The 26,641-nt window shown below is 74.4% G+C and carries 28 protein-coding genes and 1 pseudogene; 13 read left to right on the top strand and 16 right to left on the bottom strand.

Translation table 11 applies throughout. From position 1 onward, the window contains the following. Nucleotides 1–196: 196 nt before the first annotated feature. Complete coding sequence (locus ABT232_RS04280) at nt 197–703, bottom strand: flavin reductase family protein (protein ID WP_351835593.1); 507 nt, start codon at nt 701–703, stop codon at nt 197–199. Between the two features lie 246 nt (nt 704–949). On the opposite strand from ABT232_RS04280, the pseudogene ABT232_RS04275 reads away from it, so the two are divergent. Beyond that, nucleotides 950–1,615 (top strand): annotated as a pseudogene (locus ABT232_RS04275) (polyprenyl synthetase family protein); the annotation flags it as partial. 284 nt (nt 1,616–1,899) lie between these two features. Here the strand turns inward: ABT232_RS04275 and ABT232_RS04270 are convergent. Then, nucleotides 1,900–3,054 carry an acyl-CoA dehydrogenase family protein gene (locus ABT232_RS04270; protein ID WP_351835590.1) on the bottom strand — a complete coding sequence of 385 codons (1,155 nt, stop codon included), beginning with the start codon at nt 3,052–3,054 and terminating at the stop codon, nt 1,900–1,902. A gap of 73 nt (nt 3,055–3,127) precedes the next feature. Next, nucleotides 3,128–4,201: a DUF6081 family protein gene (locus ABT232_RS04265; RefSeq protein WP_351835588.1), complete on the bottom strand. Its 1,074-nt coding sequence runs from the start codon at nt 4,199–4,201 to the stop codon at nt 3,128–3,130. A gap of 247 nt (nt 4,202–4,448) precedes the next feature. Between ABT232_RS04265 and ABT232_RS04260 the strand changes: the two genes are divergently transcribed. The 3 genes from ABT232_RS04260 to ABT232_RS04250 all read left to right on the top strand — a co-directional run bounded on the left by ABT232_RS04260 (nt 4,449) and on the right by ABT232_RS04250 (nt 7,177). After that, nucleotides 4,449–5,447: an alkene reductase gene (locus tag ABT232_RS04260; protein ID WP_450871757.1), complete on the top strand. Its 999-nt coding sequence runs from the start codon at nt 4,449–4,451 to the stop codon at nt 5,445–5,447. Between the two features lie 14 nt (nt 5,448–5,461). After that, nucleotides 5,462–5,974: a MarR family winged helix-turn-helix transcriptional regulator gene (locus tag ABT232_RS04255; protein WP_351835584.1), complete on the top strand. Its 513-nt coding sequence runs from the start codon at nt 5,462–5,464 to the stop codon at nt 5,972–5,974. 243 nt (nt 5,975–6,217) lie between these two features. Further along, complete coding sequence (locus ABT232_RS04250; protein WP_351835581.1) at nt 6,218–7,177, top strand: sensor histidine kinase; 960 nt, start codon at nt 6,218–6,220, stop codon at nt 7,175–7,177. Between the two features lie 3 nt (nt 7,178–7,180). On the opposite strand, the gene murQ is transcribed toward ABT232_RS04250, so the two are convergent. Next, a complete protein-coding gene (gene murQ, locus ABT232_RS04245; RefSeq protein WP_351835579.1) occupies nt 7,181–8,125 on the bottom strand; it encodes an N-acetylmuramic acid 6-phosphate etherase in 945 nt (314 codons plus the stop codon). A gap of 58 nt (nt 8,126–8,183) precedes the next feature. Beyond that, nucleotides 8,184–9,086: a MurR/RpiR family transcriptional regulator gene (locus ABT232_RS04240; RefSeq protein ID WP_450871753.1), complete on the bottom strand. Its 903-nt coding sequence runs from the start codon at nt 9,084–9,086 to the stop codon at nt 8,184–8,186. A 63-nt stretch (nt 9,087–9,149) separates the two neighbouring features. On the opposite strand from ABT232_RS04240, the gene ABT232_RS04235 reads away from it, so the two are divergent. Together ABT232_RS04235 and ABT232_RS04230 are read left to right on the top strand one after the other, a co-directional pair. Beyond that, a complete protein-coding gene (locus tag ABT232_RS04235) occupies nt 9,150–9,533 on the top strand; it encodes a DUF8819 family protein (RefSeq protein ID WP_351835573.1) in 384 nt (127 codons plus the stop codon). Further along, entirely contained in the window at nt 9,530–9,817 is a 288-nt protein-coding gene (locus ABT232_RS04230) for a DUF4031 domain-containing protein (RefSeq protein ID WP_351835570.1), read from the top strand. The genes ABT232_RS04235 and ABT232_RS04230 overlap by 4 nt, the downstream gene beginning before the upstream one ends. Here the strand turns inward: ABT232_RS04230 and ABT232_RS04225 are convergent. After that, complete coding sequence (locus tag ABT232_RS04225; RefSeq protein ID WP_351835668.1) at nt 9,799–10,875, bottom strand: GNAT family N-acetyltransferase; 1,077 nt, start codon at nt 10,873–10,875, stop codon at nt 9,799–9,801. The genes ABT232_RS04230 and ABT232_RS04225 overlap by 19 nt on opposite strands. Before the next feature lie 37 nt (nt 10,876–10,912). Next, nucleotides 10,913–11,563, bottom strand: coding sequence for an HD domain-containing protein (locus tag ABT232_RS04220; protein ID WP_351835568.1), 651 nt, complete (start codon nt 11,561–11,563; stop codon nt 10,913–10,915). Between the two features lie 39 nt (nt 11,564–11,602). On the opposite strand from ABT232_RS04220, the gene ABT232_RS04215 reads away from it, so the two are divergent. Together ABT232_RS04215 and ABT232_RS04210 are read left to right on the top strand one after the other, a co-directional pair. Continuing rightward, the gene (locus ABT232_RS04215) at nt 11,603–12,283 is read left to right on the top strand and encodes a maleylpyruvate isomerase family mycothiol-dependent enzyme (protein WP_351835565.1); all 681 of its coding nucleotides are present in this window, start codon (nt 11,603–11,605) and stop codon (nt 12,281–12,283) included. A 115-nt stretch (nt 12,284–12,398) separates the two neighbouring features. Beyond that, nucleotides 12,399–13,091 (top strand): copper homeostasis protein CutC, encoded by a 693-nt coding sequence (locus tag ABT232_RS04210; RefSeq protein ID WP_351835563.1) that lies wholly within the window; start codon nt 12,399–12,401, stop codon nt 13,089–13,091. Nucleotides 13,092–13,166: 75 nt separating this feature from the next. Here the strand turns inward: ABT232_RS04210 and ABT232_RS04205 are convergent, their stop codons facing one another. Next, nucleotides 13,167–15,143: a HelD family protein gene (locus tag ABT232_RS04205; protein WP_351835665.1), complete on the bottom strand. Its 1,977-nt coding sequence runs from the start codon at nt 15,141–15,143 to the stop codon at nt 13,167–13,169. Between the two features lie 316 nt (nt 15,144–15,459). Between ABT232_RS04205 and ABT232_RS04200 the strand changes: the two genes are divergently transcribed. Next, nucleotides 15,460–15,648: a hypothetical protein gene (locus tag ABT232_RS04200; RefSeq protein ID WP_351835560.1), complete on the top strand. Its 189-nt coding sequence runs from the start codon at nt 15,460–15,462 to the stop codon at nt 15,646–15,648. A 35-nt stretch (nt 15,649–15,683) separates the two neighbouring features. Here the strand turns inward: ABT232_RS04200 and ABT232_RS04195 are convergent, their stop codons facing one another. Further along, nucleotides 15,684–17,327, bottom strand: a complete 1,644-nt coding sequence (locus tag ABT232_RS04195; protein ID WP_351835558.1) for a DNA repair helicase XPB — start codon at nt 17,325–17,327, stop codon at nt 15,684–15,686. 141 nt (nt 17,328–17,468) lie between these two features. On the opposite strand from ABT232_RS04195, the gene istB reads away from it, so the two are divergent. After that, nucleotides 17,469–18,743, top strand: coding sequence for an IS21-like element helper ATPase IstB (gene istB / locus ABT232_RS04190; protein WP_351835556.1), 1,275 nt, complete (start codon nt 17,469–17,471; stop codon nt 18,741–18,743). Here the strand turns inward: istB and ABT232_RS04185 are convergent. The 3 genes from ABT232_RS04185 to ABT232_RS04175 all read right to left on the bottom strand — a co-directional run bounded on the left by ABT232_RS04185 (nt 18,712) and on the right by ABT232_RS04175 (nt 21,919). Then, nucleotides 18,712–18,948: a hypothetical protein gene (locus ABT232_RS04185; protein ID WP_351835553.1), complete on the bottom strand. Its 237-nt coding sequence runs from the start codon at nt 18,946–18,948 to the stop codon at nt 18,712–18,714. The genes istB and ABT232_RS04185 overlap by 32 nt on opposite strands. A gap of 93 nt (nt 18,949–19,041) precedes the next feature. Beyond that, nucleotides 19,042–19,170 carry a hypothetical protein gene (locus tag ABT232_RS04180; RefSeq protein WP_351835551.1) on the bottom strand — a complete coding sequence of 43 codons (129 nt, stop codon included), beginning with the start codon at nt 19,168–19,170 and terminating at the stop codon, nt 19,042–19,044. Nucleotides 19,171–19,354: 184 nt separating this feature from the next. Then, nucleotides 19,355–21,919, bottom strand: a complete 2,565-nt coding sequence (locus tag ABT232_RS04175) for a helicase-associated domain-containing protein (RefSeq protein ID WP_351835548.1) — start codon at nt 21,917–21,919, stop codon at nt 19,355–19,357. 185 nt (nt 21,920–22,104) lie between these two features. On the opposite strand from ABT232_RS04175, the gene ABT232_RS04170 reads away from it, so the two are divergent. Then, nucleotides 22,105–23,103 carry a hypothetical protein gene (locus ABT232_RS04170; protein ID WP_351835547.1) on the top strand — a complete coding sequence of 333 codons (999 nt, stop codon included), beginning with the start codon at nt 22,105–22,107 and terminating at the stop codon, nt 23,101–23,103. 47 nt (nt 23,104–23,150) lie between these two features. Next, nucleotides 23,151–23,810: an HAD family hydrolase gene (locus ABT232_RS04165; RefSeq protein ID WP_351835544.1), complete on the top strand. Its 660-nt coding sequence runs from the start codon at nt 23,151–23,153 to the stop codon at nt 23,808–23,810. Here the strand turns inward: ABT232_RS04165 and ABT232_RS04160 are convergent. Beyond that, entirely contained in the window at nt 23,759–24,037 is a 279-nt protein-coding gene (locus ABT232_RS04160; RefSeq protein ID WP_351835542.1) for a hypothetical protein, read from the bottom strand. The genes ABT232_RS04165 and ABT232_RS04160 overlap by 52 nt on opposite strands. Before the next feature lie 163 nt (nt 24,038–24,200). Here ABT232_RS04160 and ABT232_RS04155 point away from each other — a divergent pair, with 163 nt between their 5' ends. Beyond that, nucleotides 24,201–24,584: a cold-shock protein gene (locus ABT232_RS04155; RefSeq protein ID WP_351835540.1), complete on the top strand. Its 384-nt coding sequence runs from the start codon at nt 24,201–24,203 to the stop codon at nt 24,582–24,584. 6 nt (nt 24,585–24,590) lie between these two features. Here the strand turns inward: ABT232_RS04155 and ABT232_RS04150 are convergent, their stop codons facing one another. The 3 genes from ABT232_RS04150 to ABT232_RS04140 are packed head-to-tail and all read right to left on the bottom strand — an operon-like array spanning nt 24,591 to nt 26,609. Beyond that, on the bottom strand, nt 24,591–25,457 hold the full coding sequence (locus ABT232_RS04150) for a 1,4-dihydroxy-6-naphtoate synthase (RefSeq protein WP_351835537.1): 867 nt from the start codon (nt 25,455–25,457) through the stop codon (nt 24,591–24,593). Next, the gene (locus tag ABT232_RS04145) at nt 25,447–26,142 is read right to left on the bottom strand and encodes a futalosine hydrolase (RefSeq protein WP_351835534.1); all 696 of its coding nucleotides are present in this window, start codon (nt 26,140–26,142) and stop codon (nt 25,447–25,449) included. The genes ABT232_RS04150 and ABT232_RS04145 overlap by 11 nt, the downstream gene beginning before the upstream one ends. Then, the gene (locus ABT232_RS04140; RefSeq protein WP_351835531.1) at nt 26,112–26,609 is read right to left on the bottom strand and encodes a DUF2771 domain-containing protein; all 498 of its coding nucleotides are present in this window, start codon (nt 26,607–26,609) and stop codon (nt 26,112–26,114) included. The genes ABT232_RS04145 and ABT232_RS04140 overlap by 31 nt, the downstream gene beginning before the upstream one ends. Nucleotides 26,610–26,641: the final 32 nt, after the last annotated feature.

Here is a 26,641-nt window from a genome sequence, read left to right as displayed (position 1 = left end):
GGGGTCGGCGGGGTGGTCGGCCCTTGCGCTGGGCGCGGTGCTCGGTCCCTGCGCTCGGCCCTTGCGCGGGGGGTGGCGGGGCTCGGCGCTGGTTCGGTCGCGGGGGTCGGCGGGGTGGTCGGCCCTTGCGCCGGGTCGCGGGGCTCAGCCGCGGGGTGCGGTCCCGGGGTTCAGCCACGGGGCGTGGTCGCGGGGCTCAGCCGCGGGGTGCGGCCAGCTCCGGTTCCGCCTCCCACATCCCGAACACACCGCGCTGGTACAGGGCTGCGGGCCCGCGGAACACCTCGGTCTCCTCCACCCGGCCGATCAGGATCAGATGGTCACCGGCCGGCACCGAGCGCACCAGCGCGCACCCGGCGTGCGCGACCGCGGCCTCGGTGAGCACCGGGACCCCGGACAGTCCCGGACGCCACGGCACACCGTCGAACTTGCGCGCCGCCTTCCCGGCGAAGACCCTCGCGGTGTCCTGGCCACGATGGGCCAGCAGGTTCACCCCGAACGCCCCGGAGAAGAGCACCGCGGGCAGCGTCTGCGACCGCTTGTCCACGCAGACCAGCAGCTGCGGCGGGTCCGCCGACACCGCTGAGAAGGCGTTGCAGGTGAAGCCGCGCGGCTCGCCGTCGGCGTCGAGCGCGGTGATGATCGCCACCGGGGTCGGGACCGCCCCGAAGACCGCGCGGAAAGCCCCCGAGTCCACAGCCATGCGTTCCCTCCGTCGACCTGGTCGCGGGCCTGCCCCGCGCGCCGTGCGCGTCACCCTCGGCGGGCCGGCTGGAAGGCGCCTGGAGCACGGCTGGAGGAGGTCTCCAGCCGTCCTCGACCGGCTGGCCTGCGCGTTTCCCGCCTGCCCGATTGTCAGGTGGGTGCATCGTCATAGGGCTGGGCCGCCCCGGTGATCCTTGTGCCGGGGGGCGCCGAGGTTTCGGACGCCCGTCGCGAGGAGTAGTGCATGTCGTCGCAGATCACCGACCCGGCCCCGGCGCGAGCGTTCCCCCGGCTCGACTGGGTCGACGACCTGCTCTGCCCGGACCTGCGGGAGGCGGTCGGCGGGCTGCCCGCCGCGGAGAGCCGCGTCGCCCGCTACCACCGCGGCTGGTGCGAGGCCGACGGCACCCCGACCCCGGTGGCGGGCGGCGGCAAGTCGGTGCGGGCCGCGCTGACGCTGCTGTCGGCGGTGGCCGTCGGGGATAGCCCGTCGATCGCGGTGCCCGGCGCGGTCGCCGTGGGGCTGGTGCACGACTTCACGCTGCTGCACGACGACGTCATCGACGGCGACGCGCTGCGCCGCCACCGCCCCGCCTTCTGGCCCCTGTTCGGCACCCCGGCCGCCGTGCTCACCGGCGACGCGCTGCTGGTGATGGCGATGCGCGCGCCGGCCGGCGGCCCGCCGCGCCGGGCCGCCGGGGCCGTGCAGGAACTGGTCACCGTCCTGCTCGACCTGATGGAGGGCCAGAGCTCCGGCGTGGCGTTCGAGAAGCGCTGCGAGGTCTCGGTCGCGCAGTACCTCGCCATGGCGGAGGGCAAGACGGGCGCGCTGACGGGCTGCGCCTGCGCGCTCGGCGGAGTGCTGGCCGGCGCGGACGCCGCACGGGTGCAAGGGCTGCGGGAGTTCGGGCGGCGGCTCGGCGTGGCCTTCCAGTGCGCCGACGACGTCCTCGGCATCTGGGGGGCAGCAGCTCGCGCAGCGGCAAGCCGGTGGGCGCCGACCTGGCCGCCCGGAAGAAGTCCCTGCCGGTGGTGGCGGCCCTGGCCGGCACGGGCCCGGCCGCCGAACGGCTGCGGGACCTGTACCGCTCCCCATGCCCGCCGCCGGTGGGTGTCCACCGAAAGGATTGCCTGTCTGGCGCATTCCGCCGATCGTCCACCGATCGTCCACCGATCGTCCGGAGTCGGCGGCGGTCAGCCGGCGAGCACATGGGCGGCGTACTGCGCCGCCGCCGGGTCGAAGGCCAGCGCGACATGGGTGGCGATGGAGTTGACGTCCCGCCAGGTGCGCTGGAGCACGCTGCCGGTGGTGTGGCCGGAGGTGCCCGCGGTGGCGAACAGCCGGTTGACCGCGGTGACCGTGTACTCCGCGGCCAGCGAGCAGTCGCGCAGATTGCGGGCCGCCTGCCCGGCGTCGACCTGTGCCCCGCGGTCGGCGGTGCGCGAGGCGCGCTCCAGCAGCAGTGCGGCGGCGTCCAGTTCACCGGCGGCGCGCGCGAGCGTCGTCTCGTACGTCGTCCGGGACGGGCCCGGTACGCCGGGCCGGCCGGCGCCGCGCTCCAGGCGCCGGCCGGTGTCGCCGGTCCACAGGGCGAGCGCCCCGCGGGCCGCGCCGAGCGCGGGCACCGCGAAGGACAGCCCGTTGGCGGCGAGGAGCGGCACGGTGTGGCAATCGGCGGCGGAGCCCAGCGGGGTGCCGTCGAAGAGCCGCTGCCGCGCGAAGCCGTGCGTGTCCGGCACCAGCACGTCGTCCACGACCAGGGTGTTGCTGCCGGTGCCGCGCATGCCGGAGCTGGTCCAGGTGTCCTTCACCGCGTACGCGCCGCGCGGCAGTGCGAACATCCGGGACGGCGGCGGCCCGTCGCCGTCCCCCTCGCGCGGTACGACCGCGCACACCAGCGCCCAGTCGGAGTGGTCGACACCGCTGATGTACGCCCAGGAGCCGGACACCCGCCAGCCGCCGGGGGCCCGTTCGGCCCGGCCGGACGGCGTGAGGGAGCCCACCACGAAGGTGTCGGGCCCCTCCCGCCACACGTCCTGGTGCGCCTCCTCGGGCAGGAAGGCGGCCATCCGGGCGAGGCTCGCCGCGATCGAGGCGCACCAGGCGGTGGCCGCGCAGCCCTCGGCGACGGCGGCGACCGCCTCGGTCAGCTCCTCGAAGGTGCCCTCGGTGCCGCCCCGGGCGGCTGGGACGAAGTGGCGGGCGAAACCGGCCCGCAGCATCCGGTCCACGACGTCGGGGGTGAGGCGGCGCTGTTCCTCGGCGTCCTGGGCCCGGTGGCGGGCCAGTTCGGCCAGGTCGGCCGACCGGAGGACGAGTCCGGTACCGGGGGAGGGCTGGGTGGGCATCCTTCGCTCCTTGGCGTCGGGCGGGCGGTCGGGCGGGGGTTCGGCCGGGGGTTCGGCCGGGCGGTCGGGAAGGTCAGGAAGCGGGGCGGCTGGAGCTGACGGTGAAGGAGGAGACGCGCAGTTGCGCGCCCTGGCCCCACAGCCGGCTGCCGCTCAGGGACCGGTCGTCGTGGAAGGCCTGCGGCTGGGGCGCGCCCACGGACGGCTTGTAGTAGGCGTTCTCGGTGGAGTCGAGCCGTACCAGGCCCTTGCCGTCGGCGCCCGCGCCGTCGAGCAGGGTGAAGGTGCCGAGCGCGCACTGGAGCTGGCGCGGGGCGACCGTCTGCGGGATGCCACCGTGGTCGATCAGCAGGTGCCTGCGGTCCAGGGCGAGCGTGCCGATCCTGTCGACGGTGAGCACGGTGACGCCGTTGACCTTCCAGGTGACCTGGGTGCCGCCCTGCGACAGGGCTATCTCGTACGCCACCGACTGGCCCTCGGCGATGGTGGCGACGGGCACGGCGTAGCTGAACGCGGCATAGGTGCTGCCCGGTGAGCGCAGCCGCTCGTAGAAGGCGTAGACCCTGTTGTCGGTCACGAAGAAGTCGAAGACGAGGTTGGTCTCGGGGTCGATGGTGACCAGGGAGCCGGCCGCGAGCCGCGGGTCGGTCCGCGGGGAGGTGACGGCGGCGCCGAAGGGGTGCCGTTCGGTGCCGGTGGTCCGCACGGCCATCCTCGTGGCGCAGGCGAGCTTGCCGGTGCCGGGTGTGTCGAAGCCGGGGAAGCCCTGGCTGGAGGTGCGCTGCGGCCAGGCCAGCCACTTGAGGTGGTCGGCGTCGCCCTGGCCGCCCGCCGACTGCTGTCCGGTGGTGTGGGCGAACGCGGGCTCGCCGGTGGCGGGGTCGGTGGCGGTGGGGACGACCTTCAGGCCGGACGCGGAGGTGGTGGCGATGCCGTCGCCCTCGGGGAGGGAGCCGACGGGCATCTGCCACCAGTCGTTCGTCGTGTCGAACCCGGACCGGAAGTCGTCCGTGAACACCGCGACGGCGGCGGGCTGTTCGTCCGCCCGCGCTCCGGCGGGGACGAGCGCCCCGAGCAGGGCGAGGGCCAGGGCCGCTCCGCCGCGTCGTGCCGCGGTGAGCCCTCTGTGTGTGACCCAGGACGTCATGTGCGCTCTTCCTCTCCTCGGTTGCTGGTCGCCGAGTTTCGAGAGGGGTCCCTGAGCGTGGGTCGAGCGGTGCGGCGGGTGGCGGCGAAGGCTCCGGCGCCGCTCTAGGAACCGCACTTACCTTGCCAGCCACCTAAGCCGCTGATACCGTTTATGTGGTCGGCAACATATCTGGAGGGTAGAGACCGTGGAGAAGCTCTTCACGCCCACCGCCGTGGGGCGCGTCAAGCTGGAGCACCGCCTCGCGATGGCACCCATGACCCGCGACCGGGCACAGCCCGACGGGACACCCACGGACCTGATGGCGCGGTACTACGCGCAGCGCGCCTCCCTGGGCCTGCTGATCACCGAGGGCACCCAGCCCAACGAGGACGGCCAGGGCTACCTGCTCACCCCCGGCATCCACACCGCCGCCCAGGCGGCCGGCTGGCGCAAGGTCGCCGACGCCGTGCACGAGGCGGGCGGGCATCTGTTCATCCAGCTCATGCACGTCGGCCGGATGTCCCACCCGGACAACACCCCGCATCACCGCCGCCCGGTCGCCCCGTCCGAGATCGCCTCCGGCGAGCAGATGTTCACCCTCGCCGGCATGCAGGACATGCCGGTGCCGCGGGCCCTCACCACCGACGAGATCCGCGCCACCGTCGACGACTTCCGCCGGGCCGCCGCCCTCGCCGTCGAGGCCGGCGCCGACGGCGTCGAGATCCACGGCGCCAACGGCTACCTGCTGCACCAGTTCTTCGCGGAGAACGCCAACCGGCGCACCGACGAGTACGGCGGCCCGATCGAGAACCGCGCCCGCTTCGCCCTGGAGGTCGCCGCCGCCGTCGCCGCCGAGATCGGCGCCGACCGCACCGGCATCCGGATCTCCCCCGGCCTGCCCATCGGCGGCCTCGTCGAGGGCGAGAGCGGACCGGACCTCTACCGCTACCTCGTCGGCGAACTCGCGCGGCTCGACCTCGCCTACGTCCATGTGATGCACATCGGCGACGAGGAACTGCTGCGCGACATCCGGGCCGCCTGGACGGGCGCGCTGCTCGTCAACCGGGCCGGCCGGCCGCGCGAGGCGATCGCCGACGACGTCGAGGCCGGGATCGCGGACGTCGCCACCGTCGGCGCCTTCGCGCTGGCCAACCCCGACCTCGTCGAGCGCGTCCGCACCGGAGCTCCCCTCAACGAGCCCGACCCCGCCACCTACTACGGTGGGACGGAGAAGGGGTACACCGACTACCCGACCCTCTCCTGACATCGAGACACCGCATGACGGACACGGCAGCGGCCGCAGCGGCCGGCGACCCGGCAGCACACCCTCTGGCGGGCACCGCCGGACGGTTCCCCGTGAGCTTCGCGGTGTTCACCCTGGCGCGCAAACACCGGGCGCTCGCCGCGGAGCTGCTGCGCGAACTCGGCCTCTACGCCGGGCAGGAACTCATGCTGATGCAGCTCTGGGAGAACGACGGCCAGTCGCAGAACAGCCTCGGACGAACCCTCGGCCTCGACCACTCCACGGTCGCCAAGTCCGTCCGCCGGCTGGAGGACGCCGGCCTGGTCAGCCGTGCCCGCTCCACCCGCGACCGGCGCAGCACCGTGGTCAGCCTCACGGCGGCCGGCCGCGACCTGGAGACGGCGGTGACCGAGGTCTGGGCCCGTCTGGAGGCCACGGCCGCCGCGGACTTCACCGACCAGGAGCGCGGGCAGTTCGTCAGCCTGGCCCACCGCATCGGCACCAACATCGACACCGCGTCCCCCGGCGACGAGCCGGGCACCGCCTGACTCCGTGGCCGCCCGCACCAGCGCGGCCGTCCCCCTGAACGCCGGCCTGGGAGCCGGGAAGTCCCCCGCTTCGGACTCCCAGGCCGGCCCACGCACCCGCGCCGCGCCGCCCCAGGCACCCGTCCGTGCCGGGACTGGTCGGTGCCGCGACCCGTCGGCTTCGGGACTCGTCGGTGCCGGGACTCGTCGGCGTCGGGACTCGTCGGACTCGTCCGCGTCGGACCGGACATACAGGAGAACGCCATGGCATCAGCCGGACTCGACGGCTCGCCCGCCCCGCCGGCCGGCGGCGGGAGGAGCGACACCGCACATCCCGCACCGGCCGCCGGACGGCCCGACCTGCTCACCCTCGTCGTGCCGCTCCTCGCCGCCGCCCCGGTGATGGCCCTGGGCGGCTCCCGGCCGCTGCGCGCGCTGTGCCTCGGCGCGCTGACCGCCCTCGCCGCCCTGCTGCTCGTCCGCGGCGCCGGGCGGTTCCCGCTTCCGTTCGCCGTGCGCGAGGCGGCGCCCACCGCCGGGGAGACCGCCGCACTGGCCGAGGTCGAACGGCTGCGGGAGGAACACCGGCGCCTGCGACGCGATCTGCACGACCTGGTCGGCTACAGCCTCTCCGCGGTCGTGGTGCGGGCCGAGGTGCTGCGCCGCGGCATCCCGCGGGAGCACGGCGCGGCCCGCTCGCAGGCGGCCGAGCTGATCACCCTGGGCCGGCGGGCGATCGCGGAGATCCGCGCCGTGTCGGCCGGCTCGCAGGAGCTGTCGCTGAGCCGCGATCTGCCGGCCGCCTGCCGCATCCTGGAGGCGGCGGGCATCACCGCCGAACTGGACGGCCCCGCCCCGGACGGCGTCGCGCCGCGCGTGGAGGCCGCCCTCGCCGCGGTGCTCCGCGAGGGCACCACCAACGTCCTGCGGCACAGTGCCGCCCGGCACTGCCGGATCACCGTCCGCCGGAGCGCGGGACAGCTCGGCCTGCACCTCGCCAACGACGGCTTCCCCGAGGCGGACCCGACCGGCACCGGCGGCACGGGCGGTGTGGACGGCACCAACGGCATGGACGGCATGGACGGCATCGGCACCGGGCTGGCCAGCCTCGCCGACCGGGTCGCCGCCGCGGGCGGCACCCTCACCTGGTCGCACAGCGAGAACTGGTTCCACCTGTGCGCGGTCTGCCCCGACCCCGAGCCCGGCCTCGACCCCGCCGTCTGACGCTCAGCGCTCCTCGCGCCCGGCCGCCGCCAGCGCCGCCCGCAACCGTCCCTGGTTCTCCGCCAGCAGGCGCGCCGCGGTCCGCCCGTCCACCCCGGCGAGGATGCTCAGGATCGCGTCCTTCACCTCGCCCGCGGTGCCGGACAGCGCCTCGTCGATCTCCTCGTCGCCCGCCCCGGTGGCCAGCGCGACGATCCGCCGCGAGCGGGCCCGCAGCTTCTCGTTCGAGGCGCGTACGTCGACCATGAGGTTCCCGTACGTCTTGCCCAGCCGGATCATCGTGATCGTCGAGATCATGTTCAGCACCAGCTTCTGCGCGGTGCCCGCCTTCAGCCGGGTCGACCCGGTGATCAGCTCCGGCCCGACCACCACCTCGACGCCGTGCTCGGCGGCGGCCGCCAGCGCGCTGCCCGGGTTGCAGGCCAGCCCGATCGTCAACGCACCCAGCCGCCGCGCGTGCTCGACCGCCCCGATCGCGTACGGGGTGCGCCCGGAGGCGGAGATACCGACCACCGTGTCCTCGGCCGTCAGGCCCAGCGCGTCGAGGTCGGCCCGCGCCAGCTCACCGGAGTCCTCGGCGCCCTCGACCGAGGTCACCATCGCCTCCGGCCCGCCCGCGATCAGCCCGACCACCTGCGCCGGGTCGGTGTTGAAGGTCGGCGGGCACTCGGAGGCGTCGAGCACGCCGAGCCGGCCGGCGGTGCCGGCCCCGGCGTAGACCAGCCGGCCGCCGCGGGCCATCCGGGCGGCGACGGCGTCGATCGCCTCGGCGATCCCCGGCAGGCAGCGCGCGACCGCGCCCGGCACCCCGGCGTCCTCCCCGTTCATCAGTGTGGCGATCTCCAGCGTGGACAGCCGGTCGATCTCGGCGAGTTCGGGCCGGAAGGCCTCGGTGGTCAGGGTCTCCAACTGGGCTTGCAGCGCACGGGCGTCGGATGCGGAGGTCATCGCGGAGCGGCTCATTTCGGTGCGGGGGGTACGGTCACGCCTTCCGGGGACGCGCCGTCTATCTGCGGTGCCGGTGGGCCAGCGCCTCGTACGACGCCGACAGGGCCGGTGCCGCCGTCTCGTACGTCCGCTGCGCCACCCCCACGAACAGGCAGTCCACCACCAGCAGCTGACTGGTCCGCGACGACATCGCCGCCGGCCGCAGCTCGGTCTCCCGGGCGATGGAGGTGGTCAGCACATGGTCGGCGTACTGCGTCACCGGCGAGTCCGGGCGCCCGGTGACCGCGACGGTGGTCGCCCCGCGTTCGAAGGCGACCCGCAGCGGCTCGATGACGTCACCGGTGGACCCGGAGTGGGTGATCGCGATCGCGACGTCACCGGCGCGCAGCTGCACGGCGTTGGTCACGGCGAGATGCGGATCGCTGTGCGCGTGCGCTATCAGCCCTATCCGCAGCAGCTTCTGCGTGAGGTCCTGGGCGACCAGCCCGGACGCCCCGACCCCGTACACATCGACGCGCCGCGCCCCGGCGAGCGCCGACACGGCCGCGCCGAGCTGCACGGTGTCGAGCGCGGCGGCGGTGTCGGCGAGGGTCTGCTGCTCGTCGTAGGCGAGCTTGGCGACGACGTCGGCGATGGGGTCGTCCACCGCGATGTCGGTGGTGATGGCGGGGGCCCGCCCGGACTGCTGCTGGGCGGCCAGGCCGGCCAGCGCGAGGCGCAGATCGCGGTAGCCCGGGTAGCCCAGCAGCCGGGCCGTGCGCACCACGGTCGCCTCGCTGGTGCCGGTGAGTTCGGCGAGCCCGGTGACGGTGAGGGCGGCGCAGCCGGCCGGGTCACCGGCGACCGCCTCGGCGACGCGCTGCATGGAGCGGGTCATCGAGGGGGCGAGCGTGCGCACCTTCGCGGCGAGCGCGCCGGGCGCCGGCGGCCGGCCGAAAGTTTCCTTCACGTCCCTGGTCACCTCTGAAAGATATTTTCGGGCCCGACGGCGGTCAAGAGGGTCAGGAGTGCGCACAATGGGGACATGGACCCCATCAGCCCCCTGGAGCAGGCCCTGCACGCCGCGCGCGCCCTCGTCCTGGCCGATCTCGTCGCCGGCCAGGTCGCCGAGGCCGACGTCGTCTCACTGGTCGAGGAGTCCGTCGTGCAGCGGCGCTGGTGGGTGGAGCAGTGGCCGGACGGCATGCACTACGTGGCCGGTCTGGTCGCCCAGGACGTCCAGGACGCCCTGCTGGACCGGTACGGCCGCTGGCCGCTGTGCCCGGTGTGCGGCTCGGGCGACCCGCACGCGCTGGACGTCGAGCCGGAACTGGGCCCCGACCCGCACTGGGTGTGCCACAAGGCGGGCGTGAAGGTGGCGGCGATCGGCTCGCTCGGCCCGGCCCTGGGCGGGGCGTCCTCGTCGTGACGGTGTACATCGACCCGCCGACCTGGCCCGGCCACGGCCGCTACTGGTCCCACCTGGTCAGCGACGTCTCCTACGAGGAGCTGCACGCCTTCGCCGCGGAGCTGGGCGCGCCGCCCCGCGCCTTCGAGCGGGACCACTACGACATACCGGCGCACCGGTACGCGGACGCGGTGCGCGCCGGCGCCGTCGAGGTCTCCAGCCGCGAGGTGGTGCGACTGCTGCACGGCGCCGGACTGCGCCGGCGCAAGCGGCACTCCCGGTCCGCTCAGGCCCGCAGCTCGTAGGCGAGCAGCTCGCCCTCCCCGTCGACCCGCCGGAACCCGGCCCGCGCCAGCACCCGCTGCGACGGCTCGTTCACCCGCTCCACCGTCGCGAACAGCGACCGTACGTCCGTCCTGGCCAGCGCCCAGTCGGCGAGCGCGCGCAGACCCTCGGTGGCGTAGCCCCGGCCGCGGGCGCCGGGCACCAGGTCGTAGCCGACCTCCGCGCGGCCGTCCTCGTCCGGCGGGCCGTGGAAGCCGAGGCCGCCGACCGCCAGCTCGTCCTCCTGCCGGACCAGCACGAACAGCCCGAACTCGGGCCGGTGCACCCCGGCCTCGTACGCCTTCACCGTCATCGCGGCGGCCTCCCGCGTCCCCTCGTAGGGCCCGCCCCCGGCCCAGGCGAACCCGCCGTCGCCACCGGCGGCGAGATCGGCGGCGGCGGCCGGGGTGACGCCCTCCAGGGTGAGGCGCCCGGCGGGCAGCACCAGGTTGTTGCTCCACTGCCAGTCGGTGACCGGGGCCCGGCCGGGCAGCTCGCCGCGGCCGGTGGCCCACAGCAGGGTCCGCCAGGGGCCGGATCCGGGGCGGACCTCCGGGAAGAGCCGGGTGAGCGCGAACTCGGCCAGGTCGGCCGGCGGTTCGTAGGCCAGCCCCAGGCCCTCGGCGATGTCGTGCGTGTGCAGCAGCGTCTCGGTGACGCCCATCGCGGCGTACCCCTGGCGGTTGGCGCTCTGGAACGGGAACGGATGGAAGCCGCGCAGCCGCGCCGGGGCGGTGCGCACGGCCAGGGCGAGCAGGGTGCCCATGGTCTCCAGGAGGTCGATGAGGCCGGAGGTGTCCGTGCCGTCGTCGATGACCGGGTTGAACGGGACGCGGCTCTCCAGATGCCGTCCGCGCCCCGCCAGTTGTGCCGTGTACTGGAGCAGCGCCCGCACCAGATGCTCGGCCGTCTCCCGGCAGTCCCACTCCAGGCGGCCCGCCGCGGTGCCCTCCCAGTCCGCTCCCGCCGCCGTTCGCAGCACCCGCGCCGCGTCGGTCATCGCCCGCTCGACGGCCTCGGCCGCCCGTTCCCCGCCCATGTCGCTCATGCTCGGCAGGCTAGGGGAGCCAGGGGCCTCAGGACGACAGGATTTCCAGCTCCGCGGTGAGGTTGTAGCGGGCGGTCGCCTCCCAGTGCTCGACGCCGTACGGGGTGTGGAACAGCCGCGGCAGGGCGAGGAGTTCGCGCAGGATCGCGGCGCGGCCCGCGCGGAAGGCGTCGGAGGGGACGAAGCCGTACTCCTCGCGCACGGCGGCGGTGTAGGCGGCGTACGCGGACGGCGGCGAGGCGAGGACCGCGAGGTCGGCGTCGCACAGGACGTGGCCGTCGCGGTCGTCGTCGGCGGGGGCGTGCCCGGCGGTGAGCCGGACCAGCCGGGCGACCTCGGCGGTCTTCTCCGGCGGCAGCCCGGCCTCGGCCAGCGCCCGCTCGGCGAGCCGTGCCGACCGCTCCTCGTTCTCCGACCGGTCGGGCAGGTAGACCGCGTCGTGGAACCAGGCGGCCAGCCGGACCAGGTCGGGGTCGTCGGCGTGGTCCGCCAGCGTGTCGACGTGGTCGAGGACCGCCGTCAGATGGGCGAGCGTGTGGTACCGGCGCTGCGGCTCCTGCCAGCGGGCCAGCAGGTTGTCGGCGTACGGCAGCGGATCGGGGCCGTCGCCGGGCCGCCGGGCGCGCTGGAGGGAACGGGTGAAGCGGGCGCGCAGTTCGTCGGGATCGATGTCGGCCATGGCGGCATTCTGCCGCGCATCCCGCCTAGCGTGGGGTTCATGACGACTCCTGCTGATGGTGGACACGAGGTACGGGACCCCGAACTGCCGGGGCGGCTGCTGAGGATCGAGCGGGACGCGCTGATCCCGCTGCTGCGCGGCCGGGCGGACGAGGACTTCGCGCGGCCGGCCGCGGCCTGTCCCGGCTGGACGGCGCGGGATGTGCTCGCGCACTGCTCGGCCGCGCTGACACGGGTGGTGGAGAACCGTTTCGAGAAGGACGTGTTCTCGCCCGAGGCCAACGAACGGGACATCGCCGAGCGCGCCGACTGGACGAACGCGCGGGTGGTGGACGAGCTGGAGCGCGGGATGACCGAGGCCGGTCCGGTGATCGCCGGGGCCGGCGGGGCGCTGGACGGGCTCGCGCTCGGCGAGTGGGTGCACGCCGGTGATGTGCGGGAGGCGTTCGGGGAGCCCGGCGCGTACGCCGGGGCGGGGCTGCCGTACGCGCTCGACCTGCTCGCCTGGATCACCCGCGAGCGGGGGCTCGTCCCGGTCCACGCCGACCTGGACGACCGCGACGAGCCGCTGCGGCTCGGCGAGGCGAGCGGCAGCCGGCCGCCGGCCCGGTTCATCGGCGCGGGGCCGACGCTCGTGCGGCTGTACGCGGGGCGGCCGGCGGCGGGCGCGGTGTATGAGCTGGCGGGGGTGGAGGCGCGGGAGCTGAACCTCTACGGATGAGGTCGGTGCCTTCGGGTGAGGGCGGCGGTGCACAGGCGTAGTCTTGGATTGGACTAGACCTGTAGCGCCACAGAACCGAGGCCACAGAGCCGTACCCGCCGACGAATGGGGTCCCATGAGCAAGCGTGCAGTCCTGGAGGTGATCGCCCTCGACGCCGAGGACGCCATCGCCGCCCAGGCCGGAGGCGCGGACCGCCTCGAACTGGTCACCGACATGGCCGCCGACGGGCTCACCCCGCCCGTCGGCACCTTCGCCGCGATCCGCGCCGCCGTCGACATCCCGCTGCGCGTCATGGTGCGCCTCGCCGACGGCTTCCGGGCGGACGACGCCGACCGGCTCGCCGCGGTCGCCGGCGAACTGCGCGCCGCCGGAGCCGACCAGTTCGTCCTCGGCTTCCTCGACGCCCACGGCGGCGTCGACGTGTACGCCGTGGAACGCGTCGTCGCCGCCCTCGACGGCTGCTCCTGGACCTTCCACCGGGCCATCGACCACGCCGCCGACCGCGACTCCCTGCGCAAGCAGCTCGACGGCCTGCCCGGCCTGGACACCTACCTCACCGCCGGCTCCCCGGCCGGCGTCGACGACGGCCTGCCCACCCTGCTCGCCGAAGCGGCGCGGCACGGGGAACCCGGCTACGAGCAGCAGATCCTCGTCGGCGGCGGACTGCGCCTGGACCACCTGCCGGACCTGCTGGCCGCCGGGATCGACGGCTTCCACATCGGCGGCGCGGCCCGCCCGCAGGGCTGGACCGGACCGGTCTCCGCCGACGCGGTCGCCGAGTGGCGCAAGGTCCTCGACCAGGGCTGAGCCCTAGGAGCCCTAGGAGCCCTAGGAGCCCTAGGAGCCCTAGGAGCCCTAGGAGCCCTAGGAGCCCTGGGGGCCCTAGGGGGCGTCCTGGCCGAGCTGCGGCGGCAGCGGGGCCGCGTGGGTGACGGTCAGGCCCGACACCGCTCGGGTCAGGGCCACGTACAGGCGGCGCAGCCCGGTGCGTTCGTCGGGCTCGCCGTCGACGACCGCCCGCGGCTCGTCCAGGACCACGTAGTCGTACTCCAGACCCTTCGCCAGCGACGCCGGGACCAGGGTGAGGCGGGTCTCCGCGGTGGTCTCCGCACCGGGGGCCAGATACGGGATTCCCGCCTCCGCCAGCGCCTCCGCCAGCGCCGGGACCCGGGCGTCCGCGGCGATCAGACCGATCGAGCCCTCCCGGCGCAGCGACTCCTCGCAGGCCGCCACCACCTCGGCCGTGCCGGTCACCGCACGCAGCTCGAAGAAGCCCGGGTTCTCCCGGATCGACGCCACCGGGGTCAGCCCCGGCGCGATGTGCGGCAGCAGCCGTGAGGCGTAGGTGATGACGTCCGTCGGCACGCGGAAACCGGCCGTCAGCTCCTCGATCACCGCGTCCGCCTTGCCCAGGTGCGTCAGCGCCTCCTGCCAGCTGCGCGTCGCCCACGGCGTGGTGCCCTGCGCCAGGTCGCCGAGCACCGTCGCACTGCCGGTGGTGCAGCGGCGCCCCACCGCCCGGTACTGCATCGGCGACAGGTCCTGCGCCTCGTCCACCACCACATGGCCCAGCGAGTGGGTCCGCTCCACGAGGTCCGTCGCCTCGTCGACCAGGACCGCGTCCGCCGCCGACCACTTCGCCGACCTGACGCTCCGCGCCGGCTTCGCCCACAGGATCGTCTTCTGCTCCTGTGCGGAGAGGATCCCCTCGGCGTGCTCCGCGAGGAAGTCCGCGTCCGCCAGCAGCCGCAGCACCAGCTTCGCCGGGTCCACCGTCGGCCAGAGGGCCCTCACCGCCGCCTTCACCGCGCTGTTGCGGGCCACCGCGTCCTGCACCCGGTCGTCGGGCGCCTCGCCGGAGCGCTCCATCTGCACCAGCACCGCGTGCGCGATCCGCTGCGGCAGGGCCTCCCGGGCGGCGCCGTAGCGGATGTCCCGGTCCAGCAACTCGCGGACGATCGTCTCCAGTTCGTACGCCGGAACCCGCCACCGGCGCGATCCGCGCACGACCACCACCGGCTCGGTGGGCATGCTCACGTGCGAGTAGAGCGCCCGGCGCAGCACCTCCGCCATCCGGGCGTCGCCCTTGACCACGGCCGCCGCCGCCTCGTCCGTGCCGCGCACCTCCACATGGGCCACCAGGTCGTCCACGGTGGCCTGCCGCACCGTCAGCTCGCCCAGCGCGGGCAGCACCTGCTCGATGTAGTGCAGGAACGACCGGTTCGGCCCGATGACCAGCGTGCCGGTGCGGGCCAGCCGCTCCCGGTGGGCGTAGAGCAGATAGGCGACCCGGTGCAGGCCGACCGCCGTCTTCCCGGTGCCCGGACCGCCCTGCACACACACCGAACCGCCGAGCCCCGAGCGGACGATCTCGTCCTGCTCCGGCTGGATCGTCGCCACGATGTCCCGCATCGGGCCGACACGCGGCCGTTCGATCTCCTGCTGGAGCAGCCTGCTGGTCCGCGCCGCCTCCGCCGGGTCCGACAGATGCTCGTCCTCGTACGCGGTCAGCTCGCCGCCCGTGTACCCGAAGCGGCGGCGCAGCCCCACGTCCATCGGGTCCTTCTTCGACGCCCGGTAGAACGGCTGCGAGACCGGCGCCCGCCAGTCGATCACCATCGGGTCACCCTCGGCGTCGTGCACATGCCGCCGCCCGATGTAGAAGCTCTCGCCGTCCGCGCCCTCCGCCCGGTCCGCTCCCGGAGCGTGCAGATAGTCCAGGCGGCCGAAGAACAGCGGGGTGTCGCTGAGGTCGGCGAGCGCCTTGATCCGCTCGTCGATCTGGCGCTCCAGGATCTGCGCGTTCACCCAGTTCGCGGTGACGTCGCGGATGTCCAGGGACTCCACGTCCTCCCGCATGGCCCGCAGCGCGGCACGGGACGCGGCGAGATGGGAGCGCTCACGGGACAGCGGATCGGCGCTGGACAAGGGGGTGCCTCCGGAGGACCTGAGGGGTGGGTGGCTGCGGGATACCGACCGGTTTCCGTCCGGGCGGCGGCACTCCGTGCGCGGAGGCGGGCAAGAGCGGAGATTTTAGGGGAGCGGGGGTGGTGCGGGCCAGCGGATTTTTCCCGGGCCGGACGGCGCCGGCCCTTAGGGGGCGTCTCGCCCCCTAGGGGACGGACGGGACCGGAGACCGATGCGGGCCTTATGTCCGGGAATCCACCATGGAGGTATGAGCGCAGCAGCCTTCACCCCGATATCGGCGACCGCCCGGCCCCCCTCCGGAGCCACCGCGGCCACCGGCAGCCACAAGCACCGGCTCGGCGACGCCCTGCACGCCGTGCGGGTGTTCGCGGGCGCCGCCTTCGACGTGATCATCCTCGGTGAGTACGGCGAGGAGGCGGGCGTCCGCCGCAGGTAGCGGTCCGCGGTCACCGGTGACCGCGGATCCGCGCCTCAGCTTCCGGCCAGCAGTTCGTCCGCGTCCACGATCCGGTACGCGTAGCCCTGCTCCGCCAGGAACCGCTGGCGGTGGGCCGCGAAGTCCTGGTCGATGGTGTCGCGGGCGACCACCGAGTAGAAGTGGGCCTGGTGGCCGTCGGCCTTGGGCCGCAGCACCCGGCCGAGGCGCTGGGCCTCCTCCTGCCGGGAACCGAAGGTGCCGGAGACCTGGATGGCGACGGTGGCCTCGGGCAGGTCGATGGAGAAGTTGGCGACCTTCGACACCACCAGCACGCTGATCTCGCCCTGCCGGAACGACTCGAACAGCTTCTCGCGCTGCGCGTTCGACGTCTCACCCTTGATCACCGGCGCGCCGAGGTGTTCGCCCAGCTCGTCGAGCTGGTCGATGTACTGGCCGATGACCAGGATCTGCTGCCCGGCGAACCGCCGCACGATCGCCTCGGTGACCTTGCGCTTGGTGGCGGTCGTCGCGCAGAACCGGTACTTCTCCTCCGCCTCGGCCGTCGCGTACGCCAGCCGCTCGGAGTCGGTGAGGTTCACCCGCACCTCTACGCAGTCCGCCGGCGCGATGTAGCCCTGCGCCTCGATCTCCTTCCACGGCGCGTCGAACCGCTTGGGCCCGATCAGCGAGAACACGTCCGACTCCCGGCCGTCCTCCCGCACCAGCGTGGCCGTCAGCCCGAGGCGGCGGCGCGCCTGGAGGTCCGCGGTGAACTTGAACACCGGCGCGGGCAGCAGATGCACCTCGTCGTAGACGATCAGGCCCCAGTCCCGCGAGTCGAACAGCTCCAGGTGCGGGTAGACGCCCTTCCGCCGGGTCGTCAGCACCTGGTAGGTCGCGATGGTGACCGGCCGGATCTCCTTCTTGGTGCCGCTGTACTCGCCGATCTCGTCCTCGGTCAGCGAGGTCCGCTTCACCAGCTCGTGCTTCCACTGGCGGGCGGAGACGGTGTTCGTGACGAGGATCAGCGTCGTCGACTTGGCCTGCGCCATGGACCCGGCGCCGACCAGGGTCTTGCCGGCGCCGCACGGCAGCACGACGACGCCGCTGCCGCCGTGCCAGAAGTTCTCCACGGCCTGCTTCTGGTAGGGCCGCAGGGCCCAGCCGTCCTCGGCCAGCTCGATCGGGTGCGCCTCGCCGTCGACGTACCCGGCCAGGTCCTCCGCGGGCCAGCCCAGCTTCAGCAGCACCTGCTTGATCTGCCCGCGCTCCGAGGGGTGCACGGCGACCGAGTCCGGGTCGATGCGCGTACCGACCAGCGGGGCGATCCGCTTGGAGCGCAGCACCTCCTCCAGCACCGGCCGGTCGGTGGTGGTCAGCACCAGCCCGTGCGCCGGGTGCTTGGACAGGGTGAGCCGGCCGTAGCGGTCCATCGTCTCGGCGATGTCGACGAGCAGCGCGTGCGGCACCGGGTAGCGGCTGTACTCCACGAGCGCGTCCACGACCTGCTCGGCGTCGTGCCCGGCGGCGCGCGCGTTCCACAGGCCGAGCGGTGTCACGCGGTAGGTGTGGATGTGCTCGGGCGCCCGCTCCAGCTCGGCGAAGGGCGCGATGGCGCGACGGCAGTCGTCGGCCCGCTCGTGGTCGACCTCCAGGAGCAGGGTCTTGTCGGACTGGACGATCAGCGGTCCGTTCACGTGCGTGCATCCTTCCGCGCGGCCAAACGTCCAGTGTGCCTGATCGGCGCACGTCGTCGGCTCGTCCTACAGGATGTCTATTCATTCTCGCGGGTGGCGGCGTAGGGCCGTAAGGCGGCACCCTGCGAAGAATGGCGGATCGTGCAGCCCATCACTCGTACGCCGCCCCCGCCGACCGCCACGCTCGGGTACGCCCTGTTCGCCACCCGCTGGCTCCAGGCCCCGCTGTACTTCGGCCTGGTCGCCGTCCAGGGGGTGTACGTCTACAAGTTCTTCAACGAGCTGTGGACGTTAATCGTCCGCTGCGTGGCCGGCCGGGCCGACGAGACGTACGTCATGCTCGCGGTGCTCAAGCTGGTCGACGTCGTGATGATCGCCAATCTGCTGATCATGGTGATCGTGGGCGGTTACGAGACCTTCGTCTCCCGCATCGACCTCCAGGGCCACCGCGACCAGCCGGAATGGCTCTCGCACGTCAACCCGAACGTGCTGAAGGTCAAGCTCGCCACCGCCATCGTGGGGATCTCCTCCGTCCATCTGCTCCAGATGTTCGTGGACGTCGGCCACACCTCCCGGCACTCGCTGCTGTGGGGCACGGTGATCCACATGGCCTTCATCCTCTCGGCCGCGATCCTCGCGTACATGTCGGGGCCGATGACGGCCCGCGCCGAGGCCCACCACACGCAGAGCCACGGCCGCCGGACCACCACCGACCCCGAGCAGGCCGCCGCCGAACCGGCCGCGGACACCCAGGCCGCCGGCCCCCCGCCGGCGGCCACCCCCCTGCCGATCCCCGCCCAGGCCGCCCCGCCCCCGCGGGAGGCACACACCGAGGACCGGATCCAGGCCGCCGGGTTCCCCGCCCGCAAGGCCCTGGAGGAGTTCGACGCCCACCACCCCCGCGCCTTCGACCGCGACGCCGTCGCCCGGCTCGGCAAGCTGGACTTCGTCGCCGCCCGCCGCAACGTGCTCTTCACCGGCCCCCCCGGCACCGGCAAGACGCATCTCGCGATCGGACTCGGCCTGCGGGCCTGCCAGGCCGGGCACCGGGTGCTGTTCGCCACCGCCGCCGAGTGGGCCGCGCGGCTCGCCGAGGCCGACTCGGCGGGCCGGCTCGGCGCGGAGCTGTCCGCCCTCGACGACGTCCCCCTGCTCGTCGTCGACGAGGTCGGCTACGTCCCCTTCGACGCCGACGCGGCCCGGCTGCTGTTCCGGCTCGTCGCGCACCGCTACGAGCGCGGCTCGCTGATCGTCACCGCCGACCGGCCGCTGGAGCGCTGGCACGAGGTGTTCGACGGCCCGGCCGTCCCGGCGATGGTGGACCGCCTCGCCCACCACGCGGAGACCGTACGGCTCGAAGGGGACAGCTACCGCAAGCGGCGGACTACCTCAGCGTGGGCAGAGCGATCGTGTTGATGAGCGGGCCCTCGATGGTCACCCCCTCGGTGACCAGGGGCTCCGACCCGGCGGCCGGCAGCGGCAGCGGCAGCGCGGCCGGGGACGCGGCGGCCCGCGGGGCCAGCGCGCCGACCAGGGCGGCGGCCGAGATCAGCGCGGCCAGGGAGACCGCGACGGCGGTCGAGCGGGTGGCACGGGTGACGGTGGGGGGTTCGCGACGCATGGGGACGTACTGGCCTTTCAGCACAACGGGACGGGGAGCGGACCGGGCCGGTCCCGGGACGTGGGGGACCGGCCCCGGGTGCGGCGGCGCCGGTCAGACCGGCGGCGTCTCGATGACCAGTCCGGCGACATCGATGCCGATGGCCGCGGCCTGGCCGGCGAAGGCGCCGATCATCACGGCGGCGGCGGTCAGGACGGCGGCCACACGACGGGCTGCGCGCATGGGGGACTTCCTTTCGGCTGTGCTCGTTCAGGACAACCGGTGGCTGCCCGGCGCCCGACGCGGGAATGCGACAGGCCCGGGAAGCTCCCTCATGGGTGGGAAGTGTCCGGCGTGGCGTGCATGAAGACGGACGTACACCCGCAGGAGTGATCTTCACGCGGCCCGTACCGCCGGAGCCGGCGGCTCAGCCCTCGTCGTCCGCCAGCTCCGCGACCCCCGTGATCCGGTGCAGCGGGAAGGTGCGCACCTCGTCCGCGGTGTGGTCGTACGCCGTCACGAAGCCGCCCTCCACCCGCACCGGGGCGATGACCCGCTGGCTGGCGGCGCCCTCCGCGTTCACGAACCCGATCCACAGCGCCTGACCGGTGAGGACGGCGGCCTGCATGGTGGCGAGGGTGTCGGCGGAGCTGGTGCGCGGCAGCTCGCCGCCGGTGACCGGCGCGGCGTCCGCGGTGCTCGGCTTGCGCGGGGCGGTGGCGGCCAGGTCACCCGCCCTGATCGCCCGGATCGCCGCCGCGAGGAGAGTGGCGTCGGGCGCCGGAGGGCCGTCCGGCACCGGCTCGGGAGCGGTGCGCGGCGGCGTGCGGTGGGCGTGCGCCCGCGTGATCAGCACATCGCCCTCGGCGGACTCGGCGGCCGGCGCGAAGCCCATCGCGCGCAGCCCCTCCAGCAGCGTCGCCGGGTCGGCCTGCGCGGCCAGCACGGTCGGCGCGAGCCGGCGCAGCCCCAGCCCCGCGGACCGCTTGTCCGCCAGGATCTCGCTGAGCATCGCGTCGTCGTCGCAGCGCACGTACGCCGAGGCGGCCCCGACCCGCAGATGGCCGTGCCGGCGGGCCACGTCGTCGATGAGATAGGTGAGCGGCTGCGGCACCGGCGTACGGGAGTGCTCGGCGAGGAAGGCGTGCAGGTCGGCGGCGGCCCGGCCGGCGTCCAGGGCGCGGCGCACCGAGGAGGGCGTGAACCGGTAGACGGTCGCCCCGCCCTTCGACTCCACGTCCGCCAGCACGCCCAGCGCCTCGGCCAGCGGCCGTACGAGCGGGCCGGGCGCCACGGCGGTCAGGTCGGCCTGGAGCAGCACGTGGTCCAGCGGCTCGGGCAGCAGCGGCGCGAGCAGCCGGGCGGCGGCCGCGGTGGCGGCGGCCTGCTCGGCGGGGGAGAGGGGCTCCAGGGGCGCGGCGGGGTGGCGGTGGTGGTGCACGGGCAGCTTGTCGCCGGGGCCCGCCGGCTCCCCGGCCGGCTCCTCGGCGGGTGCCTGCGCGGGTGCGGGCGCCCCCAGCAGGGCCCGGCCGGGCGCCGACAGCGCGCCCCGCCCGGTCACGCCGAGCAGCTCCGCCTCCGCCAGCGTCCACCGGGCGAGCCGCCCCCGCAGATCGTCCTCGGAGTCCCGGCCGCCGCGCGACGGGCGCTCCCAGTGCAGCCGGGCCAGCAGCGACTCGGCGTCGGGGGCCGCGCCCTCCGGCAGCGCGGCGAGCAGGCTCAGCACCCGGTGCCGCACCTCGGGCGCCGCCGAGCGGTCGAGGCCGGCGCCCAGCGCGGACAGCGTGCGCTCCTTGGCGTCCCGTCCGCCGACCAGCCCGGCGGTGCGGGTGGCCGCCAGCCAGGCCTCGGCGAGCCGGGACCAGCGCTCGGCGGCGGGCCGCTCCAGCCACTCGTCGTAGGCGGGCGTCGCCGCGTACCGCTCGTCGGCCTCGCCGTCGGAGGCGATCATCCCGGCGGCGTAGGCCAGTTCCACCCAGAACGCGGCCACCGGCTCGGAGACGTCCAGGGCGACGGCGGTGCGCTTGAGGTCGCGCACGCTCAGCCCGCCGGCCCGCAGCACCGCGGGGCCGCCCTCGTCCCACTCCTTCAGCAGCTCCTCGACGGTGGCCAGCGCGGTCAGCGCCTGCCCGGCCGCCGTCGCGTCCACCACCTGCGGACGGTGGTGGGCCGCAGCTCCGACCACGGGCGGCACCGGCTCGACCGCCCGGTGCGCGCGGCCCGCCCGCAGATGCAGCGCCACCTCGCGCGGCAGCACCACCGTGCCCGGCGCGGTCGGCAGCAGCAGCCCGCGGTCCAGCAGCCAGCGCAGCCGGGCCGCCGGATCCGGCGTGACCTGCCCGTACGGCGGCCCCCACATCAGCCGCTCCAGCACCGCCAGCGACTCCTCGGGCGCGCCGGCGAGCAGTGCCCGCATCCGGTCGCGGTCGGAGAACAGCGCACCGAGCGAGGCCACCGCGGAGACCGAGTCGTGCGTGGACGGCAGCCCCGCCTCCGCCACGATCTCCTGGATCCGGCCCGGCGACATGCCCGCCGTCGCCTCCTGCACCGCCGGGCCCAGACCCGTCGGGGACTGGTGCTGCGGGGAGGGCGCGAGCAGTTCCCGGGCGGTGCGCACCAGCCGCAGCCGGTCGTCGCCGCCCCACACCAGCGCCTGCTCGCGCAGCACGCCCACCGCGCGCGGCAGCGCCTCGGCCACCGCCGGATCGCCCTCGTCACCCGCCATCAGACCGAGCAGTTCCGGGTACGACGCCGGATCGGCCGCCACGGCCAGCGCCTGCGCCGTCTGGAGCGCGAACCGGTCCAGCCGCTCCAGCGCGCGGACCACCGAGGCGCGGGTGCCGGCCCGGGTCGCCAGCTGGGTCAGATCCGTCGGCACGGGGGTGATCAGGTCGGGACGGCTGCGCAGGAGCGCGGCCAGGGAGGCGTCGTCCCGGGCGCGGAGCGCTTCCGCGAGGGACCGGGGGGCCGCGGGCTTCTCCTCGGTGCTCATCCGGTCAACGTTAGCGGGTGGCGGGGTGCGGCAGGGAGCGCCCGGGCGGGACCGCCCGGGCGACCCCGAGGACAAGCCGGGCCCCGGCGAACCGGGCTGACGCACCGTCGCCCGTGCGGCCCTGCGCTAACGTCGTCCTCCGGGAAATCGGCGGAATCCGGCACACCCGCCCCGGAGGGGACAGCGTGGGCATCGAGAGCGACAAGGTCGTCTACGAGTATCTGAGCCGCGTCGGCGATGTGGCGCAGCAGCGGCAGCTGCCCTCCGCCGCCCGGATGCGGCTGGTCGCCCAGTTGCGGGACGAGATCGACCGGCGGCGGGCGAAGGCCCCCGTGGACAGTCCCGCCGCGGTCCGCCGGATCATCGACCGGCTGGGCGACCCCGACGACCTGGTGACCGCGGCGGGCGGGGCGGGCAGTGCCGTACCGGAGCCGCCGCCCGCCGCCGTGCCGGTCCAGCGCGACCCGGACCCGCGGGAGCCCTCGCGGCGCGGCCCGAAGAGCCCGCGCGGGACCGGGCGGGGCCTGCCGAAGGGACTGCGCCGGGTGGTGCCCCGGCCCCGGCCCGCCGAACCGCCCGCCCCGGCCGCGGCCCCGCCCCACCTGGCGAGCGCCCAGGAACTCGGGGACAGCGCGGTCCAGCCGGACTGGTGGCGGGTCGACGGCATGTCCTTCGGGCCCGGGGAGTCGGTGCCGGGGTTCGTGGGCGGCGTGGAGATCCCCGACCTCCTCAAGCCGCCGCCGCGCGCGGACGCGGCGCCGGAGCGCAAGCTCGTCGAGTTCGAGCCCGAACCGGAGGAAGCGGAGGCGGAGGAGGGCACCCGCCGCCGCTTCCTGCCGTCCCCCGGCACCTGGAGCAACCCGCTGCTGCTGCTCGCCGCGGCCCTGCTGGTCGCCGGCGCGGTCCTCGGCAACCTGCTGGCCCTCGGCGTCGGCTGGCTCATCGCCTACGCCTCCCGACGGCTGACCCCGGCCGAGGTCAAGTGGGCGGTCATGGTCCTGCCCGGCCTGGCGCTGGCCGGCGGCTTCACCTGGCTCTGGGGCCGCACCACCGGCCGCTGGGGCACCCCCATCCCCGAGGGCCACATGAACGAGGCCCTCGGCGAGACCTGGCCGTGGGTGCTGCGCGCCGCGGCCATCGCCTCGGCGGCCTTCCTGGTCTGGCGGTCCCAGAAGGAACGCTGATCGGCCGGCGGCTCCCGCGGACCTTTCGCCCCGGCACAATGGCGGGCATGGCCTTCACGACCGCACCGCTCACCGTCGGCTTCGACCTCGACATGACCCTGATCGACTCCCGCCCCGGCATCCGCGCCTGCTACCTGGCCCTCGCCGAGCGCACCGGGGCGTTCATCGACGCCGACCTCGCGGTCACCAGGCTGGGCCCGCCGCTGGAGCAGGAGCTGCGCAACTGGTTCCCGGCGGCGGACGTACCGGACATCGCCGATCTGTACCGCTCGATGTACCCGACGTACGCCATCGCCGCGACGCCCGCTCTTCCCGGCGCGCGCGAGGCGATCGCCGCCGTCCGCGCGTCCGGCGGCCGCGCGATCGTCGTGACCGCGAAGTACGAGCCCAACGCCGAGCTGCACCTCGCGCACCTCGGCATCGAGCCCGACGCCGTCATCGGCGACCTGTGGGCGGAGGCCAAGGCGGAGGCGCTGCGCGCGCACGGCGCGACCGTCTACGTCGGCGACCACACCGGCGACATCCGGGCCGCCCGCGCCGCCGACGCCCTCTCGGTGACGGTCGCGACCGGCCCGTTCACGGCCGACGAACTGCGCGCCGCCGGCACGGACGTGGTCCTCGCCGGGCTGACCGCGTTCCCGCGGTGGCTGTCGGGCTACCTGGCCGCGCCGGACGCCCCGGGCGCCCCGGAGGCCGCCCGCGCCTGACGCCGGCCCGCGGCGACGGCCTGGAGCACTCCCGCACCGGAGATCAGAAAACCGACCCCCATGAGCATGCTCAGTGCGAACATGTAGGTCGGAAACGGAGTCGTGCCGAGAAACAGCGGGGCCACCGTGACCAGCGTGGCCACGGCGCCGATGAAGAACACCACGGCGCCGGCACGGATCAGCCGGTCACCGGGCGCGGCGGAATTCGGTTGGGTTTTGTCACGCACCCGACCAGGGTAGTTCCCAGCCCGAGGGAACAACCGGGCGACGTCTTGTCAGCGGCCCCGAGACCATTAGCCTGGGTACCGGCGGGTCAGAGAAGACCCGCTGTAGTGCTATCAAGAGCCGTTTCCGAAGCATTTTCCGACGAGTACGAGGACGAGGACAGACGTGCCTACCGGCAAGGTCAAGTGGTTCAACAGCGAGAAGGGCTTCGGCTTTCTCTCCCGCGACGACGGCGGTGACGTCTTCGTCCATTCCTCGGTCCTCCCCGCCGGAGTGGAGACGCTCAAGCCCGGCCAGCGCGTGGAATTCGGCGTCGTCGCCGGCCAGCGCGGCGACCAGGCCCTGTCGGTCACCCTGCTGGACCCGACCCCGTCGGTCGCAGCAGCCCAGCGCAAGAAGCCGGACGAACTCGCCTCGATCGTCCAGGATCTGACGACCCTCCTCGAAAACATCACGCCGATGCTCGAAAAGGGCCGTTACCCCGAGAAGACCTCCGGCAAGAAGATCGCCGGTCTGCTGCGCGCGGTGGCCGACCAGCTCGACGTCTGAGACCGGTCAAGGGAATTCCAGCGCATCCGGGCCGAGGGGCGGCAGCAGCCCCTCGGCCGCCGCACGTGTGAGCAGTCCCCGCACGGCCGCGTAGCCGTCGGGCCCGAGGTCCGCGGTGAACTCGTTGACGTACAGCCCGATGTGCTGGTCGGCGACGGCCGGGTCCATCTCCTGGGCGTGCTCCATCACGTACGGGCGGGAGATCTCGGGCTCGTCCCACGCGGCCCGCACGGAGGTGCGAATCGAGTCGGCGAGTCCTCGCAGGGTCTCCGCGCCCAGCGACCGCTTGGCGATGATCGCGCCCAGCGGGATCGGCAGCCCGGTGGTGTCCTCCCAGTACTCGCCGAGGTCGGCGAGCTTGTGCAGGCCGTAGTCGCGGTAGGTGAAGCGGGCCTCGTGGATGACGAGCCCGGCGTCCACCTCGCCGTCCCGCACGGCCGGCATGATCTCGTGGAACGGCATCACCACGATCCGCCCGACCCCGCCGGGCACGGTCTCCGCCGCCCACAGCCGGAACAGCAGATACGCCGTCGACCTCTCGCTGGGCACCGCGACCGTCCGGCCCGCCGGCCCCGCACCGCCCGTGGCCCCGGCGTCCGCGTCCCGGGTCAGCACCAGCGGCCCGCAGCCCCGGCCCAGCGCGCCGCCGCACGGCAGCAGCGCGTACTCGTCGAGGACGTACGGCAGGACCGCGTACGACACCTTCAGCACGTCGAACTCGCCGCGCTCGGCCATCCCGTTGGTGAGGTCGATGTCGGCGAACGTCACGTCCAGGGCCGGAGCGCCGGGGACGCGGCCGTGGGCCAGCGCGTCGAAGACGAAGGTGTCGTTCGGGCAGGGGGAGTACGCGATGCGCAGCTTCTCACCGGTCATGCGGGTTCCAACTCTCCAGTACGGGTGTGAGCTTCCCGAAGCCCTCCGCCAGGGCCTGAAGCGCCTCGCCGATCCGCCAGGCCGCCCGGTCGCGCGGGCCCACCGGATTGGACACGGCCCGCAGCTCCAGCACGGGCAGCCCGTGCACGGCCGCCGCCTCGGCGACACCGAAGCCCTCCATCGCCTCGGCGAGGGCCCGCGGATGGCGGGCGCGCAGCGCGGCGGCACGCTCGGCGGTCCCGGTCACCGTGGAGACGGTGAGGACGGCGCCGGCGCGGGCACCGGTGGCGGCGGCGACCTCCCGTACGAGTGTTTCGGGAGGACGGTGGGTGACGGTGCCGAAGCCCAGCTCGGTGACCGGCAGGAAGCCGTCGGCGGTCTCCGCGCCGAGGTCGGCCGCGGTGATCTCGTCGGCGACGACCAGCGAGCCGACGGGTGCCTCGGGGGCGAATCCGCCGCCGATGCCGGCGGAGACGACCAGGTGGTAGGGGCGGCCGTCACGGGCCGCCGCCGTCAGGGCGGTCGCGGTGGCGGCGGCGGCACGGGCGGGGCCCACACCGGCCGCGACGACCTGCCCGGGGAAGGTCCGGGCCACCGCGTCCCGCTCGGCGGGGACCGCGGTGGCGATCAGGACCCGAGGTGCGGCGGACGTGGTCAGGAGTCCTTCTTCAGCTTGAAGGACCACAGACCGGTGACCTCCTGCTCGCCCTCCCGGATGGAGACCAGCGTGGAGTCGCCCTGCGCGCCGTACTGGGCGTTGAAGAACACGCTGCCCGGGATCGTCCGGTACGTCTTCTTGCTGGAGTCGGTGAGCGGCTGGCCGTTCATCAGGATCGTCCAGCCCTCGTCGGCGACCTCCGGGTCGACGCCGAAGCGCACGGTCTCGTCCGGGTCGACCGTGATGGACTTGATGTCCTCTTCCTTCAGGCACTTGGCCAGGGCCTCGTTGTTCAGGCTCTTGCCGTCCTGGTAGCAGGTCGCCTCGGCGCTGACCGAGTCCGAACCGACCGTGATCGTCGACATCGGCGTCGGCTTGTCGCAGGCCGACAGGACGAGCAGTCCGGCGGAAACGGCGCCGGCGGCAGCGACGGCGCGGCGGCGGCGCGTGGCGCCGTGCTGAGGAGCGGCTTCGCCGCGGGGCAGCGTGGTCATGGCCGAAGGCTATCGGGCGCATAAGGATCATC

It is taken from the genome of Streptomyces sp. NPDC001532 (genome assembly GCF_040298625.1).
GTDB lineage: Bacteria > Actinomycetota > Actinomycetes > Streptomycetales > Streptomycetaceae > Streptomyces.
This window is presented reverse-complemented; position numbering and strand designations above follow the sequence as displayed.